Origin of the sequence: Acuticoccus sp. MNP-M23, from assembly GCF_031195445.1 — a bacterium.
Taxonomy (GTDB): domain Bacteria; phylum Pseudomonadota; class Alphaproteobacteria; order Rhizobiales; family Amorphaceae; genus Acuticoccus.
In genome coordinates, this window is the sequence record NZ_CP133480.1 from 3,429,921 (window position 1) to 3,446,114 (window position 16,194).

At 67.3% G+C, this 16,194-nt stretch carries 14 protein-coding genes; 4 read left to right on the top strand and 10 right to left on the bottom strand.

From position 1 onward, the window contains the following. Window positions 1-63: 63 nt before the first annotated feature. From prmC to RDV64_RS15850, 5 genes are all read right to left on the bottom strand, one after another. Complete coding sequence (gene prmC, locus RDV64_RS15830) at window positions 64-939, bottom strand: peptide chain release factor N(5)-glutamine methyltransferase (protein ID WP_309195886.1); 876 nt, start codon at window positions 937-939, stop codon at window positions 64-66. Continuing rightward, window positions 932-1,999 carry a peptide chain release factor 1 gene (gene prfA, locus RDV64_RS15835; RefSeq protein WP_309199522.1) on the bottom strand — a complete coding sequence of 356 codons (1,068 nt, stop codon included), beginning with the start codon at window positions 1,997-1,999 and terminating at the stop codon, window positions 932-934. The genes prmC and prfA overlap by 8 nt, the downstream gene beginning before the upstream one ends. A 196-nt stretch (window positions 2,000-2,195) precedes the next feature. Further along, window positions 2,196-3,239, bottom strand: coding sequence for an NAD-dependent epimerase (locus tag RDV64_RS15840; RefSeq protein WP_309195887.1), 1,044 nt, complete (start codon window positions 3,237-3,239; stop codon window positions 2,196-2,198). Further along, window positions 3,226-4,500: a nucleotide sugar dehydrogenase gene (locus RDV64_RS15845; protein WP_309195888.1), complete on the bottom strand. Its 1,275-nt coding sequence runs from the start codon at window positions 4,498-4,500 to the stop codon at window positions 3,226-3,228. Before RDV64_RS15845 ends, RDV64_RS15840 begins: the two co-directional genes overlap by 14 nt. Before the next feature lie 113 nt (window positions 4,501-4,613). Then, a complete protein-coding gene (locus RDV64_RS15850; RefSeq protein ID WP_309195889.1) occupies window positions 4,614-6,044 on the bottom strand; it encodes an NAD-dependent succinate-semialdehyde dehydrogenase in 1,431 nt (476 codons plus the stop codon). A gap of 146 nt (window positions 6,045-6,190) precedes the next feature. Here RDV64_RS15850 and RDV64_RS15855 point away from each other — a divergent pair, with 146 nt between their 5' ends. Continuing rightward, complete coding sequence (locus RDV64_RS15855) at window positions 6,191-7,003, top strand: metallophosphoesterase (RefSeq protein ID WP_309195890.1); 813 nt, start codon at window positions 6,191-6,193, stop codon at window positions 7,001-7,003. Window positions 7,004-7,010: 7 nt separating this feature from the next. On the opposite strand, the gene RDV64_RS15860 is transcribed toward RDV64_RS15855, so the two are convergent. The 3 genes from RDV64_RS15860 to hemC are packed head-to-tail and all read right to left on the bottom strand — an operon-like array spanning window position 7,011 to window position 9,954. Beyond that, entirely contained in the window at window positions 7,011-8,408 is a 1,398-nt protein-coding gene (locus RDV64_RS15860; RefSeq protein ID WP_309195891.1) for a heme biosynthesis HemY N-terminal domain-containing protein, read from the bottom strand. Further along, window positions 8,408-9,091 (bottom strand): uroporphyrinogen-III synthase, encoded by a 684-nt coding sequence (locus RDV64_RS15865; protein WP_309195892.1) that lies wholly within the window; start codon window positions 9,089-9,091, stop codon window positions 8,408-8,410. The genes RDV64_RS15860 and RDV64_RS15865 overlap by 1 nt, the downstream gene beginning before the upstream one ends. Then, window positions 9,088-9,954: a hydroxymethylbilane synthase gene (hemC, locus tag RDV64_RS15870; protein ID WP_375143835.1), complete on the bottom strand. Its 867-nt coding sequence runs from the start codon at window positions 9,952-9,954 to the stop codon at window positions 9,088-9,090. The genes RDV64_RS15865 and hemC overlap by 4 nt, the downstream gene beginning before the upstream one ends. A 75-nt stretch (window positions 9,955-10,029) precedes the next feature. Between hemC and tsaD the strand changes: the two genes are divergently transcribed. Further along, window positions 10,030-11,148 carry a tRNA (adenosine(37)-N6)-threonylcarbamoyltransferase complex transferase subunit TsaD gene (tsaD, locus tag RDV64_RS15875; RefSeq protein WP_309195894.1) on the top strand — a complete coding sequence of 373 codons (1,119 nt, stop codon included), beginning with the start codon at window positions 10,030-10,032 and terminating at the stop codon, window positions 11,146-11,148. Between the two features lie 60 nt (window positions 11,149-11,208). Here tsaD and RDV64_RS15880 read toward each other — a convergent pair whose 3' ends face one another. Beyond that, window positions 11,209-11,952, bottom strand: coding sequence for an SDR family oxidoreductase (locus RDV64_RS15880; protein ID WP_309195895.1), 744 nt, complete (start codon window positions 11,950-11,952; stop codon window positions 11,209-11,211). Window positions 11,953-12,103: 151 nt separating this feature from the next. Here RDV64_RS15880 and nudC point away from each other — a divergent pair, with 151 nt between their 5' ends. Beyond that, entirely contained in the window at window positions 12,104-13,057 is a 954-nt protein-coding gene (gene nudC, locus RDV64_RS15885) for an NAD(+) diphosphatase (protein ID WP_309195896.1), read from the top strand. Between the two features lie 56 nt (window positions 13,058-13,113). On the opposite strand, the gene RDV64_RS15890 is transcribed toward nudC, so the two are convergent. Then, a complete protein-coding gene (locus RDV64_RS15890) occupies window positions 13,114-14,007 on the bottom strand; it encodes a prephenate dehydratase (RefSeq protein WP_309195897.1) in 894 nt (297 codons plus the stop codon). Between the two features lie 279 nt (window positions 14,008-14,286). Here RDV64_RS15890 and RDV64_RS15895 point away from each other — a divergent pair, with 279 nt between their 5' ends. Next, complete coding sequence (locus tag RDV64_RS15895; protein WP_309195898.1) at window positions 14,287-15,900, top strand: c-type cytochrome; 1,614 nt, start codon at window positions 14,287-14,289, stop codon at window positions 15,898-15,900. The last annotated feature ends 294 nt before the right edge of the window (window positions 15,901-16,194 follow it).

Here is a 16,194-nt window from a genome sequence, read left to right on the forward strand (position 1 = left end):
TCCTCGATTCCTTTCCAAGACTTAATTGCGCATTATTCCGCAACTTTTCATGCTTGAAGGCAATCATGACCGTGGCGCACCGAGCGACACGGCCCGCGGACGGCCGGACAAGTCGTCCGCGCTTGCCAGGTGGATCAGACCATGCCGCGCTGCTTCATCGACAACAATGTCGTGCGCGCGCGGATCGATCTCGACGATCAAGCGACCATTTTTTCTCAACATGGACCCGGCCTGACGGAAGACTGTGCGATAGCAATCCAGCCCGTCGATGCCGCCATCAAGCGCCAGGCGAGGATCGTAGTCACGCACGGTTGCATCGAGCTGTTCGATGTCTGCCGTGGCGATGTAGGGCGGGTTCGACACCACAAGGTCGAACACCGGCGCCAGCGCTGCGCCGAAATCGCTCTGAACGAACAGCGTGCGGTCGGCCAGATTGTGCCGCTCGGCGTTGCGCGCGGCCTGGCGCAGCGCAAGCTCCGATACATCCACGCCGACGCCGCGCGCATCAAGCCGTTCCGACAGGATCGACAGGAGGATCGCCCCGGTGCCAACGCCAAGATCCGCGACGAGGACGGGCGGGGCAATCTCGGTCAGAGCCGCAAGCGCAAGCTCCACCACGGTTTCAGTTTCGGGCCGGGGTTCCAGCGTGTGCGGGCTGACCCGAAGGTCCAGCGACCAGAATGCGCGCCGGCCAAGGATGCGGCCGATGGACTGGCCGGCAAGACGCGCCTTCGCCTTCTCGTGGAGTTCGCGGGCAAGATCGGGGGCGATCTTGCGGCGGGGGTTGGCGATCAGCTGTGCGGTGGACACGCCCAGCGTTTCGGTGACGAGCAGGCGGGCATCAAGGTCGGGCGTCGGCAGTCCCGCCTCGCGAAAGGCGTTCTTGACGCTCGTATAGAGCGTCTGCAGTTCGATCTCGTGCCCGCCGTGCTCAAGCATCGGCGTCTGCGAGGAGGCGGGTCTGGTGATCTGTGGCAAGGGCATCGATTACTTCATCTAGACCGGGACCGGAAAGGATCTCATCGAGCTTGTAGAGCGTCAGGTTGATGCGGTGGTCGGAGACCCGACCCTGAGGGAAATTATACGTTCGAATTCGCTCGGACCTGTCCCCGGAGCCGACCTGGGTCTTGCGGTCGGCCGCACGGGCGTCATCGGCGGTCTGCCGGTGGAGGTCGTAAAGCCGTGCCCGCAGCACTTCCATGGCGCGAGCGCGGTTCTGATGCTGCGATTTTTCCGACGACGTGACCACGATCCCGGTGGGCAGGTGAGTGATGCGAACCGCCGAATCGGTGGTGTTGACGTGCTGTCCGCCGGCACCCGAGGCGCGCATGGTGTCGATGCGGATGTCACCGGCGGGAATGTCGATGTCGACGTCCTCGGCCTCGGGCAGAACCGCAACCGTCGCGGCGGAGGTGTGGATGCGGCCCTGGCTTTCGGTGCTCGGCACGCGCTGGACCCGGTGGACGCCGGACTCATATTTCAGCCGCGCGAACACGCCGTCGCCGCGCACGGCCGCAATCACTTCCTTGAAGCCGCCCGATTCGCCCTCCGACAGGCTCATCACTTCCACCTTCCAGCGGTGCTCGGCGGCAAGTTTTTCGTACATGCGAAAAAGGTCTCCGGCGAAGAGAGCCGCTTCGTCGCCGCCGGTGCCGGCGCGCACTTCCAAAATTGCCGATTTGCCGTCAGCCTCGTCCTTGGGCAGGAGCGAGAGGCGGATCTCGTCGGTCAACGCCTCCACCTTCTCGACCAGGGTGGGCTTTTCCTCCTGCGCAAGCTCCGCAAGCTCGCCGCCGGTCGCCAGCATCTCGTTGACGCCCTTCAGCTCCGTTTCGGCGTTGCGCAGTGCGTTGACCATCGCCACCAACGGTTCAAGCTCGGCGTACTCGCGCGAAAGCGCGACGAATTCGTCCGGCGCCGGACCGGACGCCATGCGTTGTTCGATGATGTTGAAGCGGTCGACGACATCGTCGAGCCGCTGACGGTGGAGCATGGTGATCCCGTTCGTGAGGGCTGGGGCCGTGGTGGCTGGCGGGGTTACGCCTGCTCGAACCTAAGCGACCAGTACCTTATACGTGGTAAATTTATATCCAATCACAAGAACCGGCAACCGGCGACGTGCGGTCGAGTCAACGTTTGACGCTCACAGGCCGGCAATTGTGACATTCGTCAACAATCCCGGCGCCAATACGCGATCACACTCCGTAATAGGCGCGGTACCAGTCCACAAAGCGGCGCACGCCGGTGTCGATGGTCGTGCTGGGGCGGATGCCGGTCGCGGCTTCCAGCCGGGTGGTATCGGCGTAAGTGTCGGGTGCATCTCCCGGCTGGAGCGGCAACAGTGTCTGCTGCGCAGCTTGCCCCAGCGTTTCCTCGATGGCGGCAATATAGGCAGACAGCTTGGCCGGCGCGTTGTTGCCGATGTTGTAGATGCGGAACGGCGCGTTGGACGTGGCAGGGTCCGGATCGTCCGACTGCCACTCGGGGTCCGGGGTGGCCGGCTTGTCGCTGGCGGCCAGGATCCCGGCGACGATATCGTCCACATACGTGAAGTCACGCGTGTGGTTGCCGTGGTTGAACACTTCGATGGGTTCGCCCGCCAGAATGGCCTTGGTGAACTTGAACAGCGCCATGTCCGGCCGGCCCCAGGGCCCGTAGACGGTGAAGAAGCGCAGACCCGTGGTCGGCAACCGGAAGAGGTGGCTGTAGCTGTGCGCCATCAGCTCGTTGGCGCGCTTGGTGGCGGCGTAAAACTGGAGGGGGTGGCTGGCGCTGTCACCTTCGCGGAAGGGCAGGCTGGTGTTGGCGCCATAGACCGAGGAGGTGGACGCGTAGGTGAGGTGCTTCACCCCCGTGTGCCGGCACCCTTCGAGGATGTTGGTGAACGCGATGAGGTTCGACTGCACATACGCGTGAGGATGTTCCAGCGAATGCCGCACCCCGGCCTGCGCAGCCAGATGGATCACCCGGTCGAACGCATTGTCCGAAAAGAGCCGCGCCACGGCGTCGATCTCGGCAAGGTCGATCCGGTGGAAGTCGAACGAGCCGTCCGTGCTGGCCGCGGTCTTCTCAAGCTCGTCGAGCCGCGCCTCTTTCAACGACACGTCATAGTAGGCGTTGACGATATCGGCGCCGATCACCCGAACGCCGCGGGACAACAGCGTTCGCGCCACATGGAAGCCGATGAAGCCGGCGACCCCCGTGACCAGAACGGTCTGCGGCATTTCAGAGTCGGCCATCGGACTGACCCTTTTCAAACAGGGATTTCACGTCGAAGAACACCGCGCCCGGCGCGCCGAGCGCACGAATGCCGGAAGCGCCGATTTCGCTGAACGCGGTGTGCGCGACCGCGAGGATCATCGCATCGTAGCCCGGCGGCGGGGCATCCTGCCGGACGGTGAGGCCATATTCGCGCTCGGCTTCCGCCGGATCGACCCACGGGTCCCACACGTCGACGTCGGCGTGGAGCGCGGTCAGCTCGGCCACAATGTCGGTCACGCGGCTGTTGCGGATGTCGGGGCAGTTTTCCTTGAAGGCGAGGCCCATCACCAGAATTTTAGAGCCGACCACGGGCAGCCGCTTGCGCATCATCAGTCGCGCCACGCGGTCGACGATGTGGGCGCCCATGCCGTCGTTGATGCGGCGGCCGGCGAGGATCACCTCGGGGTGGTGGCCCACCTCCTGCGCGCGGTGGGTGAGATAATAGGGATCGACGCCGATACAGTGGCCCCCGACGAGACCAGGGCGAAATGGCAGGAAATTCCACTTGGTGCCGGCTGCCGCCAGAACCTCGCCCGTGTCGAGCCCCAGCTTGTGGAAGACGATGGCAAGCTCGTTCATCAGCGCGATGTTGACGTCACGCTGGGTATTCTCGATCACCTTGGCCGCCTCCGCCACCTCGAGCGACGGCGCAAGATGGGTGCCGGCCGGCACGATCTCGCGGTAGAGCGCGTCGATCGCCTCAGCCGCCTCGGGTGTCGATCCGGCGGTCACCTTGGTGATGGTGGAGAGGCGGTGTGTCCGGTCGCCGGGGTTGGCGCGCTCGGGGCTGTAGCCGAGAAAGAACGTCTCATCCAGCGTCAGGCCGGATGCGGCGGCGAGGATCGGTGCACACACATCGCGCGTACAGCCCGGAAACACCGTCGATTCGTAGATGACCACGGCCCCTTCGCGCATGGCGGCGCCCACGGCGCGGGACGCTGCCTTGAGTGCCCCGAGGTCCGGCCGCTTGGCGCCGTCCACCGGTGTCGGCACCGCAATGATGAAGACCGAGGCGGCGGCAAGGTCGGCCGCGTCGGCCGTCAAGGTGAGGTGGGTCGCCGCGCCGAGTTCGTCGGCGCTCACCTCGCCGGTGGCGTCGTGGCCGCCGTTCAGCGCGTCGATGCGGGCCTTGTTGTGGTCGAAGCCGATTGTGGTGCGGTGCTGGCCGAAGGCTGCCGCAACCGGCAGACCGACATAGCCGAGGCCGATGACGGCAATCGTGGCGGAGGCAAGATCCATCGCAGTTTCAGTCAGTCCGGCGCGGGGGAATGGGGCGGTGCGGAAGCGCGCGCGGTGCGCGTCGACCCGGCGCCGAACCGTTAACCGGCTCAGCGCCTGCGTCAACCGGCACCCTACCAGGCGGCCGAGATATACTGGGTTTCCATGAACTCGGCCATGCCTTCCTTGCCGCCTTCGCGCCCGAGGCCGGATTGCTTGGTGCCGCCGAACGGTGCCGCCGGGTCCGAAACCAGCCCGCGATTGAGGCCGATCATGCCGTAGTCCAGCGTTTCGGAAACTTTCAGCCCGCGCTTGAAATCGCCGGTATAGAGGTAGGCGACCAGACCATATTCGGTGTCGTTGGCGCGGGCGATCACGTCCGCCTCGTCGTCGAAGGTCTGGATGGCGGCCACCGGACCGAAGATTTCGTCATCCACCAGAAGCGCGTTCGGGGTGATGCCGGTCAGCACGGTTGCCGGATAGTAGAACCCCGTTCCGCCGGGGCGCTCGCCGCCGAGGCGGACCGTTGCGCCCTTGGCAACGGCATCGTCCACAAAGCCCGCCACCTTGTCGCGCGTGTCGGCGTTGACGAGGGGGCCAAGGCCAACGCCGTCATCGAGCCCGTTGCCCATCTTCAATGCGGCCATCTTGGCGGTGAAGATCTCGGTGAAGCGCTCTTCCACCGCCTTGTGCACATAGATGCGGTTGGCTGCGGTGCAGGCCTCGCCGCCATTGCGCATCTTGGCGACCATCAGCCCGTCGGCCGCCGCTTCAAGGTCGGCATCCTCGAACACGATGAACGGCGCGTTGCCGCCCAGCTCCATGGCCGGCTTGAGGATGGTGTCGGCTGCGGTGTGAAGGAGTTTGCGGCCCACCTCGGTGGAGCCGGTGAACGAAATCACGCGCACACGCGGGTCGCCCATCATCCGGGCGACAATGGTGCCCGACGAGCGGCTGGGAAGCACGTTGACGATGCCCTTCGGCACGCCGGCCTCTTCAAGAAGCGGCATCAGCGCCAGCATGGTGAGGGGCGTTTCGGAGGCCGGCTTGATGATGACGGGGCAGCCCGCCGCCAGCGCCGGCGCAATCTTCCGCGTGCCCATCGCGGCGGGAAAATTCCACGGGGTGACGAGAACGGCAATGCCGGCAGGCTTCTGGTGGACGAGAATGCGGGCGCCGGACGCCGGGGCGTGGCCAAGGTGGCCCTCGGCGCGCACGGCCTCCTCGGCGTACCAGCGGAAGAATTCGGCAGCGTAGGCCGCTTCGCCCTTTGCGTCGGAGAGCGCTTTGCCGTTTTCGAGCGTGATGAGGCGGGCGAACTCGTCGATCCGTTCCGTCATCAGCTCGAATGCACGGCGCAGGATCTGGCTGCGGGCACGCGGGGTGCGTCCGGCCCACTCCGCGAAGGCGGCGCCGGCGGCGTCCAGCGCCGCGTCCGCGTCGGCCGTGGTGGCGGATGCGACGGAGGCAAGCACGGTCTCGTCGGCGGGGTTGAGAACGTCGAAGCGGCCGCCGTCGGAAGCCGGGCGGAAAGCGCCGTCAATGTAAAGGTCGGTGTGGTCCATGCATTCTCTCCCTTTGGCCACTTCGATAGCGCCGTATCGGCGGCCCTGTCGACCGTCTGGCAGATGTGATGGGCACCAGCGTTTGACAATGAGCCCGCCATTCGCGCAGCCAGAAGACCCAGAGGTACAGGCGGGCAGGAGCGGCAATGACGACAAGGATCGCCTTCGTTTCGGATCTTCACCACGGCTCGGACGGACCCACCCGCCGCGGCGCCGAGGCGCTGGACCGGCTTGCGCAGTTCAAGGCGTTCGTGGCGTACGAGATGCCGGATGCGGCGGTCGACCTTGGTGATCGCATTACAGGCGAAGGGGCGGACGATGCCGCAAGAGCCGCCGAGGTCGCTGCCATCTTCCGGCGGTTCGATCGCCCCGTCCACCATATCTGCGGCAACCACGACGTGAAGAACCTGTCCGTGGCGGATAATGCCGAAATTCTCGGCCAGACGCTCGGCCACGCCTGCGCCGATTATGGCGGGTGGCGGCTCGTCCTGTTTCGCGCACGAGCCCGTCGCCGGAAGGGCCTGTTTCATCTGAAGGAGGGCGACCTCGATTTTCTGGCCGACACGATCCGGCGCGCCGACCGGCCGCTGGTGGTGGCCAGCCACATCCCGCTTTCGGGCCAGAACGTCGCCGAGAATCCGTATTTCTCGAAGAAGCCGGAGCGCTCGGCCTATCAGGAGGCGGGGGCCTTGCGGCAGGTGCTTCTGGGCGCAACCGTGCCCCTGGTGGCGATTGCCGGCCACGTCCACTGGAATTCGCTGTCGCTGGTGTCGGGCCAGCCGCACATCACATTGCAATCAGCCACCGATTCGGCGGCGACGCATCCGGTCGGCTCAGGGGCCTACGCCATGCTGACTCTGAGCGAGGAGCGCATTGCGTGGCGCGTTCATGGCGAAGACCCCTTCGCGGCCGAGGTGGCAACCCGCTCTGCCGGCCGGCGGTGGCTGATGGAGGACTGACCGGCCCTCAGGTGAGCGGAACGGAGGGGCCGGGTATCATCCGCTGCGTATCGTCAGCGTTCTGGTCGTCCAGCGAAGGCTGCGCGGGCGGCTGTGCCAGTGGCGCGGGGAAATCCACGGCCGGGACCGGCGGTTCGCCAAGGGTGGGCGGCACGCGCCAGACAAACGCATCCAGCCGGCCTGTAACGGGCGAGACCGGCGCCCATGCTTTCGCGGTCACCCCGTCGGCAAACCATACGGGGTCCTTGGGGGCGCGCACGGCACGGGCGAGCCAGTCGCGCACGCGGCCCTCGTCGCCGGGCGCCAGCGCCTCCAGCTCGGCCATCAGGATGCACACGCGCTGGGTCGCCCCGGCAAGGTGCGGGGCGATGGTTTCGCGTGCCAGTTCCGGCTCGCGGGCCGAAAGCGCGGCGCGGGCAAGGCCGAGCGCGCTTTCGATATGCTCGGGCCGCGCGCCCGCGAAGGTGCGCGCGCGCTTCAGCCGTTCGCCCGCGGGACCGGCTTCCAGATCGAGCGCTGCGCGAAACACGTCCGGATGGGGCGAGAGGCGGTAGGTCTCGATCAGGATCGAAGCGGCTTGGCGCCGGTTCTTCGTGGCGACGGCGCTGGCCGCAATCAGCGCGGCAGGCACGAAGTCCTTGGCGAGGTTGTGGGCTTCCAGCGCCAGCGAACGGGCAGCTTCCGCGCGGGGGAGGGTCATCGCTTCGGCAGTGAGAAGAACGGCGCGCAGGCGCCTGTGGGCGGCGCGATCCACCAGCTTGTTGCGGTGGTTGGTTTCCAGCTGCGCCAGCGCTGCGGGAAAATCGCCCGCGGCGGCTGCGGCGGTGAAACTGGTTTCGGCGGCCCAGTGCAGGGCCGGGTCGTGGGCCAGCGCATCGGCCGCAAGGGTGCGCATGGCCGCAAGGTCGCCAGCGCGCTCGGCCTCGACGGTGAGGCCGCGCAGCCCGAGGGCGCGCGTCTCCGGCACCTCGGCCAGCGCCAGAAAATGCTGCCGTGCGGCGGCGCTGTCGCCGGAAAGCTGCGCTGCCTGTGCGGCAACGAAGTGCGCCAGCGGCTCGGCCGGGGCAGCGGCCAGCGCATCCGCCGCGGCACGGCTTGCAGCGCGCGCATGCCCGGTGCCGATCGCCAGAACGCCGGCGGAGAGCGCCCGCGCTGTGCGCGCCGCCCGTGCATTGTCCCGGCGGCGCCGGATGGTGCGCGGCAGCCGCCACATCGCCTTGGCGACTTCAGCCATGAGGAGGAGCGCGACGGCCGCGCCAAGCGCCAGCGCAGCGGCCTCGGTGGTGGACAAGGTGCCGGCGGTCTCCCCCCAGCGATAGGTGATGGTGCCGGGGTTGTCGGCCAGAAAGGCGGCAACGGTGGCAGCGCCGAACAGCACCGCAAGGAGGATGAGAAGCCGCACCATCAGGCGCGTGCGCCCGCACGCAGACGGTCGAGTGCCTCCAGCAGCGCAGCTTCGGTGGGCGCTTTGGCAATGGCGGCAGCACCCGGCTCCGGCAGCGCGTCCGACACCGCCGCCGACAGGGCAACGCACGGTGCGCTCCGCCAAGGCGGCAGTGTCGCAAGGCGGGCATAGATGGCAGCCGTGCGGGGCGAATAGAGCAGCACCGCATCGAGCGGCTCGTTGCAGGCCGGCAGCGCGGACACGGGCCGCATAGCGTAGATCACGCGCCGTTCGGCACGAAGGCCCGCTGCGGTCAGCTTCCCGGTCAGGTCGCCGCGCTGGTCGGCGCCGGAGAGGTGGACGATGGGCTCTGCGGTGCCGCCAAGGAGGGCGCCGAGAAGGTCGTCCACATCGCCGTCGACGCTGGTGACGCGGGTGGCCCCGGCGGCCAGCGCCTCGCGCCGGGTGGCATCGCCCACGCACAAGACGGGGAGGTGATGGAACGATGGGGCGCCGGCGAGAAGCCGCGCGGCGGTGCGGCTCGTGAGCGCCAGCGTGCCGATCCCGTCTGCCGTGCCGAACCCGTCATGCGCAACGGCCTCCATCAACGGTGCCTTCACCACGGTGTCGCCGCGTGCCCGGAGCCGCTGCGCCGTTTCCGACGCCTGGGGTTCGGGGCGGGTGACGGCGACGGTGAAAATCACAACCAGCCGTCGAAGAAGAATTCTCCGATGCGCTCGCGCAGCATCTTGCCGGTCTCGAACCCCATTTCGGCGGCGTCGGCCCGGCTGGCCGCGCCCTCGATCGATTCCACGCGCGATCCGTCCGGCAGCGCCACCATGGCGCTCAGCGCAATCCGGTCACCGTCGACTGTGCCAAGACCCGCAATCGGCGTGCGGCACGAGCCGTCGAGCGCTGCCAGAAAGCCGCGCTCGGCGGACACCGCAACCTCGGTGTCCGGGTGGTTGAGCTTGTCCAGCGCCTCGATCATCCGGTCATCGTCGCGGCGCATCTCGATGGCGATCGCCCCTTGCGCCAGCGCGGGCGGAAAAATGTCAATGCCCATGATCTCGGTGGCGACGGCCTCGTTGCCGAGCCGCTTGAGGCCCGCCAGCGCCAGAAGCGTCGCGTCGCAATCGCCGGCCTCAAGCTTGGCAAGGCGGGTCTGCACATTGCCCCTGAGAACCTCGCAGCGCAGGTCCGGCCGCGCGCGTTTCACCAGCGCCTGCCGGCGCAGCGAGGCGGTGCCGACCACAGCGCCCTGCGGCAGGTCCTTGAACATCACGCCGCCGCGGCCGATGAAGGCGTCCCGCACATCCTCGCGCGGCAGGAATGCGCCGAGGGTGAGCGGGGCGGGCAGGATCGTTTCCAGATCCTTGGCGCTGTGGACGGCGCAATCGATCCGGTTCTCGATCAGCGCGGTCTGGATTTCCTTGACGAACAGCCCTTTACCGCCGACTTCGGCAAGGGAGCGGTCGAGGATCTGATCGCCGATGACCTTGATGATCACGATTTCCGTGTCATCGGGGTCGACCCCTGCCTGGCTGTGAAGCGCCGCCGCGACCATGTTGGCCTGGGCGAGGGCAAGGGGGCTGCCGCGGGTGCCGATGCGAATTTTGGTCACGAAACGTCCGGAGAAAGGGTGAGTGAGGCTTTGGAGCATAGTAAACGCCCCGCCGCGGCGGAAGCCTTGGTGCTCGGGATCGAGACGAGTTGTGACGAATGCGCCGTGGCTGTGGTTTCAGGCACGCCCGGCCAGGCGGCAATCCGGTCCGATGTGATCCGGAGCCAGGTGGACCTTCACGCCCATTTCGGCGGCGTGGTGCCCGAAATTGCCGCGCGCGCCCACGCCGACACCATCGAGGCCGTTGCCGCCGCGGCCCTGGCCGAAGCCGGGGTTGTTCTGTCCGATATCACCGCGGTGGCGGCCACAATCGGCCCGGGCCTCCTGGGCGGGTTGCTGGTGGGGGCGACGTTCGGCAAGGCGGCGGCGTTTGGTGCGGGGGTGCCGTTCGTGCCCGTCAACCACCTCGAAGGCCATGTGCTGACGCCGCGGCTGACGCACGGCATCGCCTTTCCGTACTGCGTGGCGCTCCTCTCCGGCGGGCATGCTCAATTTGTCGCAGTGGCGGGGCCGGGTCAGTATCACCGGCTCGGCGGCACCATCGACGATGCGGCGGGCGAGGCGTTCGACAAGACGGCCAAGCTCCTCGGCCTTGGCTATCCCGGCGGTCCGGCGGTGGAAGAAGCTGCGCGATCCGGCGACCCCCATCGTTTCGATTTTCCGGTCCCGCTGCAAAAACGTGCCGGGTGCGATCTTTCTTTTTCGGGCCTCAAGACCGCCGTGCGCCTTGCGGCACAGAAGACAGCCCCGCTCACCGATCAGGATGTCGCCGATATCTGCGCCGGCTTCCAGTTCACTGTCGCGAGGCTTCTGGAGAAAAAAGCGCGGCGGGCCATGGATGCGTTTGCCGAGGTGGTGGAGGCGGCACCGTCCGCGCTGGTGACGGTGGGCGGCGTTGCGGCCAACGGGGTGATCCGGGCGGCGCTGGAGCGGGTTGCGACGCGCGCCGGCGCGCCATTCATCGCCCCGCCGCTGGCACTGTGCACCGACAATGGCGCGATGATCGCCTACGCCGCCATCGAGACCGAGGCGGCCGGCACTGCACTGGCGCCGACCGCACGGGTGCGCTCGCGCTGGCCGCTGGATGGCGAGGCTGCCGTGCTGCTGGGCGCCGGCAAACGGGGTGCCAAGGGCTAGGCCGCAGGGCTGGAGGCGTGCGGCGAGGCAAGCTCGATGCCCCGGCAAGAGCCTTGGCCGTCAGACGTGCTGGCCGCCGTTGACGTGAATTTCCGCGCCCGAAATGTAGCTGGAGGGGGCGGTGCAGAGGAAGAAGATCAGCTCGGCCACCTCCGCCGGGGACCCGAGCCGGCGCAGCGGAATGTCCACCACCATGTCCTCGGTGCCGGGCGACAGGATTGCGGTATCGATCTCGCCGGGCGCAATGGCGTTCACGCGGACGCCAAGGGGGCCGAAGTCGGCGGCCATCTCGCGCGTCAGCGAGGCGAGCGCGGCCTTGGACGTGGCATACGCGGTGCCGGCGAACGGGTGGACGCGGGTGCCGGCAATGGACGACACGTTGACCACCGAACCGCCGGCATATTGCAGTTCGCGCCGCAAGCCGCGCGCCAGCATGATCGGCGCGAAGAAATTCACCTGAAACACCGTGCGCCAGAGGTGCATCGGCGTGTCGATGGAATTGAGCCGTGCGCCGCCGTCGCCCTTGGGGCTGATGCCGGCATTGTTGACCAGCGCATCGAGCCGCCCGCCGTTGGCCTCCAGCCGGTCGCGGATCTCGGCAATGGCGCTGCCGAGATTTTCGGGGTCCGACAGGTCCACCTGGATGTGGTCTTCCTCGCCGGCGGGCCAGGGACATTTGTCGCCCGCGAAAGGCTGGCGCGAGCAGGTAATTATTCTCCATCCGGCTGTGGAAAACCGTTTCACCGATGCATGGCCGATGCCGCGGCTCGCGCCGGTGAGAACCAGAGTCTTCCGATCATCCATGGTGTTTTCTTCCGTTCGCGCGCCCGGCCCGCTTTGCGCGTGCACACCGCCAGCGCAAATGCTTACAGGACCGTTTGCCTTGATGACAGCATCTTGCCGTTAATCGGGTTCCATCTCGCCAACCGCCGCGCGCCGCGCTAAGAGCTTCGCCATGCTGACATATCCCCCCCGTGACCATTCCGCTGCCATCGGCTTCGGCGATAACCGGCTCGACCGGATGTCCGAGCGCCGGGACGATGCCCCGTTCATCGAAAGCGTCCGCGCCGATCCGGCCGGCCGGACCATGCTGTTTCACGACGATCAGCTCGTCACGCAGGAGGGGGAGGGCCATGGCGCCCTGTTTACCCGCGATGAAGCAGCCGCGCTTGGCGGCGACTGGGACAGCGCGCTGTTTCTGGGCATCGGCGATGACGGCCCGCTGTTCGCGACCCCCTTGCCGGCAGCGCCGGACGAGAACCGCTTCATCGCCCACAATCTGCGGGCGCTGGCCGTCGACGGGCGGTTGCCGTCACCGCTTCTGGGCGCAGCCGCGCAGGGGCGCAGCATTCTAGGCTGGCACGCCACTCACGGCTTTTGTGCCCGCTGCGGAGCCGCGACGACGGCCGGTCAGGCGGGCATGCGGCGCGATTGCAGCAACTGCGGCACGCACCATTTTCCGCGCACCGATCCGGTGGTGATCATGCTGGCGGTGGATGGCGAGCGGTGCCTGCTGGGCCGTCAGGCGCGCTTTCTGCCCGGCATGTATTCCTCCCTTGCAGGCTTCATGGAGCCGGGCGAGACCATCGAGGCTGCCGTCCGCCGCGAAATCTGGGAGGAGGCCGGCATCAAGACCAGCCGCGTCGTCTATCATGCCAGCCAGCCATGGCCGTTTCCGTCTTCGATCATGATCGGCTGTTTCGCGCAGGCCACCTCGACGGTAATCGAGCCGCGCGATCCGGAGCTGGAAGATGTGCGCTGGTTCGACCGGGCCGACATTGGCCCGATGCTGGACCGCACGCACGCAACGTATGGCGCGCCGCCGGCCATTGCCATCGCGCACCACCTTTTGCGCGCCTACGCCGAGCATGGCGCGCCGGTGCTGGACGGCGCCGACGCACAAGGCTGAACAATGCCTGATTCGCTGGTGCTGCGGCGCAGCCAGCGGCCGCAGCACCGCGCCCGCTATAGGCGCGGGGAGGGGCGAAGGGCGGCGTTTTCGGCGGGCTCGCGAATGGTATCGCGGAACGGGGCGGCCGGGTAGGTGCCGAGGAGGCGGAGTTCGGCCGAGAAGAAGCGCAGTTCTTCCAGCGCGAGGGCGACGTTGGGGTCCTCGGGGTGTCCCTCGATGTCGGCGTAAAACAGCGTCGCGAAGAATTTTCCGCCCAGCTGGTAGCTCTCCAGCTTCACGATGTTCACGCCATTGGTCGCAAACCCGCCCATCGCCTTGTAGAGCGCCGCCGGTACGTTGCGCACCCGGAACAGCACCGACGTCATCGACGGGGTGTCCTTCGGCGGCGTCACGGCGTCGCGGGCGACAATGACGAACCGTGTGGTGTTGTGCGCTTCATCCTCTATATCGCCCTGCAGCACCTTGAGGCCGTAGATTTCGGCGGCAAGGCGGGAGGCGATGGCGGCCTGGCTCTTGTCGCCGAGTTCGGCAATTTCCCGCGCCGAGCCTGCGGTATCGGCAGCGACGCGCGGTGTGAGACCCATGCTGCGCAGCCGGGCGCGGCACTGGCCGAGTGCTTGCACATGGCTTCGCACGGTGGTGATGTCAGCAAGCTCCGCGCCAGCAAGACCCAGCAGTTGATGGCGCACGGGCAGGAAATGCTCGCCGATGAAGTGAACGGCAGAGGAGGGCAACAGCGTGTGGATGTCGGCCACCCGGCCCGCGACCGAATTTTCGATGGGAATCATCGCAAAGTCGGCGGTTCCATGCTCGACTGCCGCAAAGCAGTCCTCGAACGTCGGCATCGCCACCGGGGTCGCTTCGGGGTAGACCTCGTTAACCGCAATATGCGAGTTGGCGCCGGGTTCGCCTTGATAGGCGACCGTCAGCGGTCCATTCGTATTCATGGTGCTGTCCGCTCGTGGGTGGTGCTGGGAAGTGTGGCGATAAGGCCACGTTGGCGTGGAGTGAAGGGCAAAAATTGTCGTCCTGACCTTGCGCAAGGTGCGCGCGAGCGGGATGTGAAACGCTTCGTGTGCGCTGGTGTCTCATTTGCTGGCGGGGGTCTCGGCTTTTATAGCTTGCCGGGTTCTGCCGTTGCGGCACATAGCGTAGAAGCACGGCTAGGTGAAAGAGGGGGGCGCCCGGATGCCCGGCGCCTGCCCGAAGCAGGGATTTGAGCGGGAATGAACGCCTTCGAGCTAAATAAGATCATCGGCGCCGTGCTGGCCGCATTGGTGTTGGGGATGGGACTCAGCGTTCTGTCGGAGATCATCTTCGATGAAGAGCCACTTTATGACCCGGCCTATGAGGTCGCCATCGCCGAGCAGGAAGAGACCATGCAGGACGAGGAGGCGACCGAGACGCCCTTCGCCGTCCTCCTTGCCAGCGCCGACCCTGCCAAGGGCGAAAGCGCGGTTCGCGTCTGCCAGGCGTGCCACAATTTCGAGGATGGTGGCGCCAACGGCATCGGCCCGCACCTTCACGACGTCGTCGGTCGTGACATGGCGTCCGTTGAAGGCTTCAACTATTCCGCCGCAATGAAGACCCATGCCGAGGAAGCCCCCGCATGGACCTACGAGGAACTGGATGGCTTCCTCGAGAACCCGCAGGCTTGGGTGCCCGGCACCGCCATGGGTTATGCCGGCATCAAGGACGATGCGCAGCGCGCCGACGTTGTCGCGTATCTGAAGAGCATTTCGCCGAACGCGCCTGCGCTCCCCGAGCCGCCCGCAGCCGAGCCGGAAATTCCGGCTGACGCCGTCGGTGCCGACCCTGCCGCCGCCGAAGAGGCGGTTTCGGCTGAGCCCGCCATGGACGATTCGGCGGCGGTCACGTCCGACGATCCGTTCACCCAGATGGTGCTCGACGCCAGCGCCGAGGATGGCCTTGCGAACGCTGCGGTCTGCCTTGCCTGCCACTCGGTGGAGGACGGCGCGGCCCACAAGCTCGGGCCCAACATCCATGGTGTCTACGGCCGCGCGGTGGCATCGGCGGAAGGGTTCCCCTATTCCCCCGCAATGACCGCCCACGCCGAGGAAGCCAGCCACTGGGACATCGAAGCGCTGAACACCTATCTTGAAGCCCCCATGGAAGTGGTGCCCGGCACGAAGATGGCGTTTGCCGGCGTGAAGGACGAGGCGCAACGCGCCGCGATCATCAAGTGGCTGCACTCGATCTCGCCCGAAGCCGGGCCGATCGTCCCGGCGGCAGTCGATGCGGCAGCGCCGACCGCAGCGGCACCGGCAGAAGCGGCACCCGCCGCGCCTGAAGCCGCTGCACCGGCCGAAGCCGCACCCGAGACCGACGCTGCGGTCGAGACCGTGGAGCCGACTGAGCAGGCGAGTGCTCCGGCGGATGCTGGCGCCGAGGTGGCGCCTGCGCCGTCCACGCTGACGGCCGCGCCGTCGACAGTGGCGCCTGTCGCTCCGGCCGAAGTCGCCACGCCGGAAGCGGCCACCACCGAAGACGCTGCCCCGGCAGAGGAAGCGGCACCTGCTGGCGCTGCCGTCACGCCGGCGGCAGACGAAGCCGCTGCGCCGGCCGCGGCAGACGAAGCTGCCGCTCCGGCAACAGAGGTTGCACCCGTCGACACAGCAGTGGCCCCGGCCACAGTCGACGCTGCGGTCCCGGCTGCCGAAGAGGCAGCAACCCCGGCAGCAGCGACCGAGGCCAGCACCGCTGATGAAACCGAGGCCCCGGCCGCCAACAGCCGCGTAACGATCCAGCCGGGCCGTTCGGCAACGGTCGAAATCGTGAACCCGAACCGGCCTGCCAGCGCGACCGCAACCACCAACTGAGCTGGTGTTGCCGGCGGGCGCATCGCGCGCCCGCTGGCAAACGCGCAGCCCCGGTCTGCGACCTTTCCGCCCGCCGGCCAGAGCCGGCAATCGGCATCGGCCTTGATCCCGCGGCGGAGGAATTCCGAAACCCAACATCCGCAGTTGCTCATGCCGAGCAGGCCGCAACAGAATCTGGCGGCCAAACCCGGCATTGCGGGCACGTCTCCCATTCCGCCGGCAGCTCCAAAGCGCGCATGCGGGCCGCACGGGAACGGGGACAGGCGATTACATCTCGGTTAGCCTCACCATCCA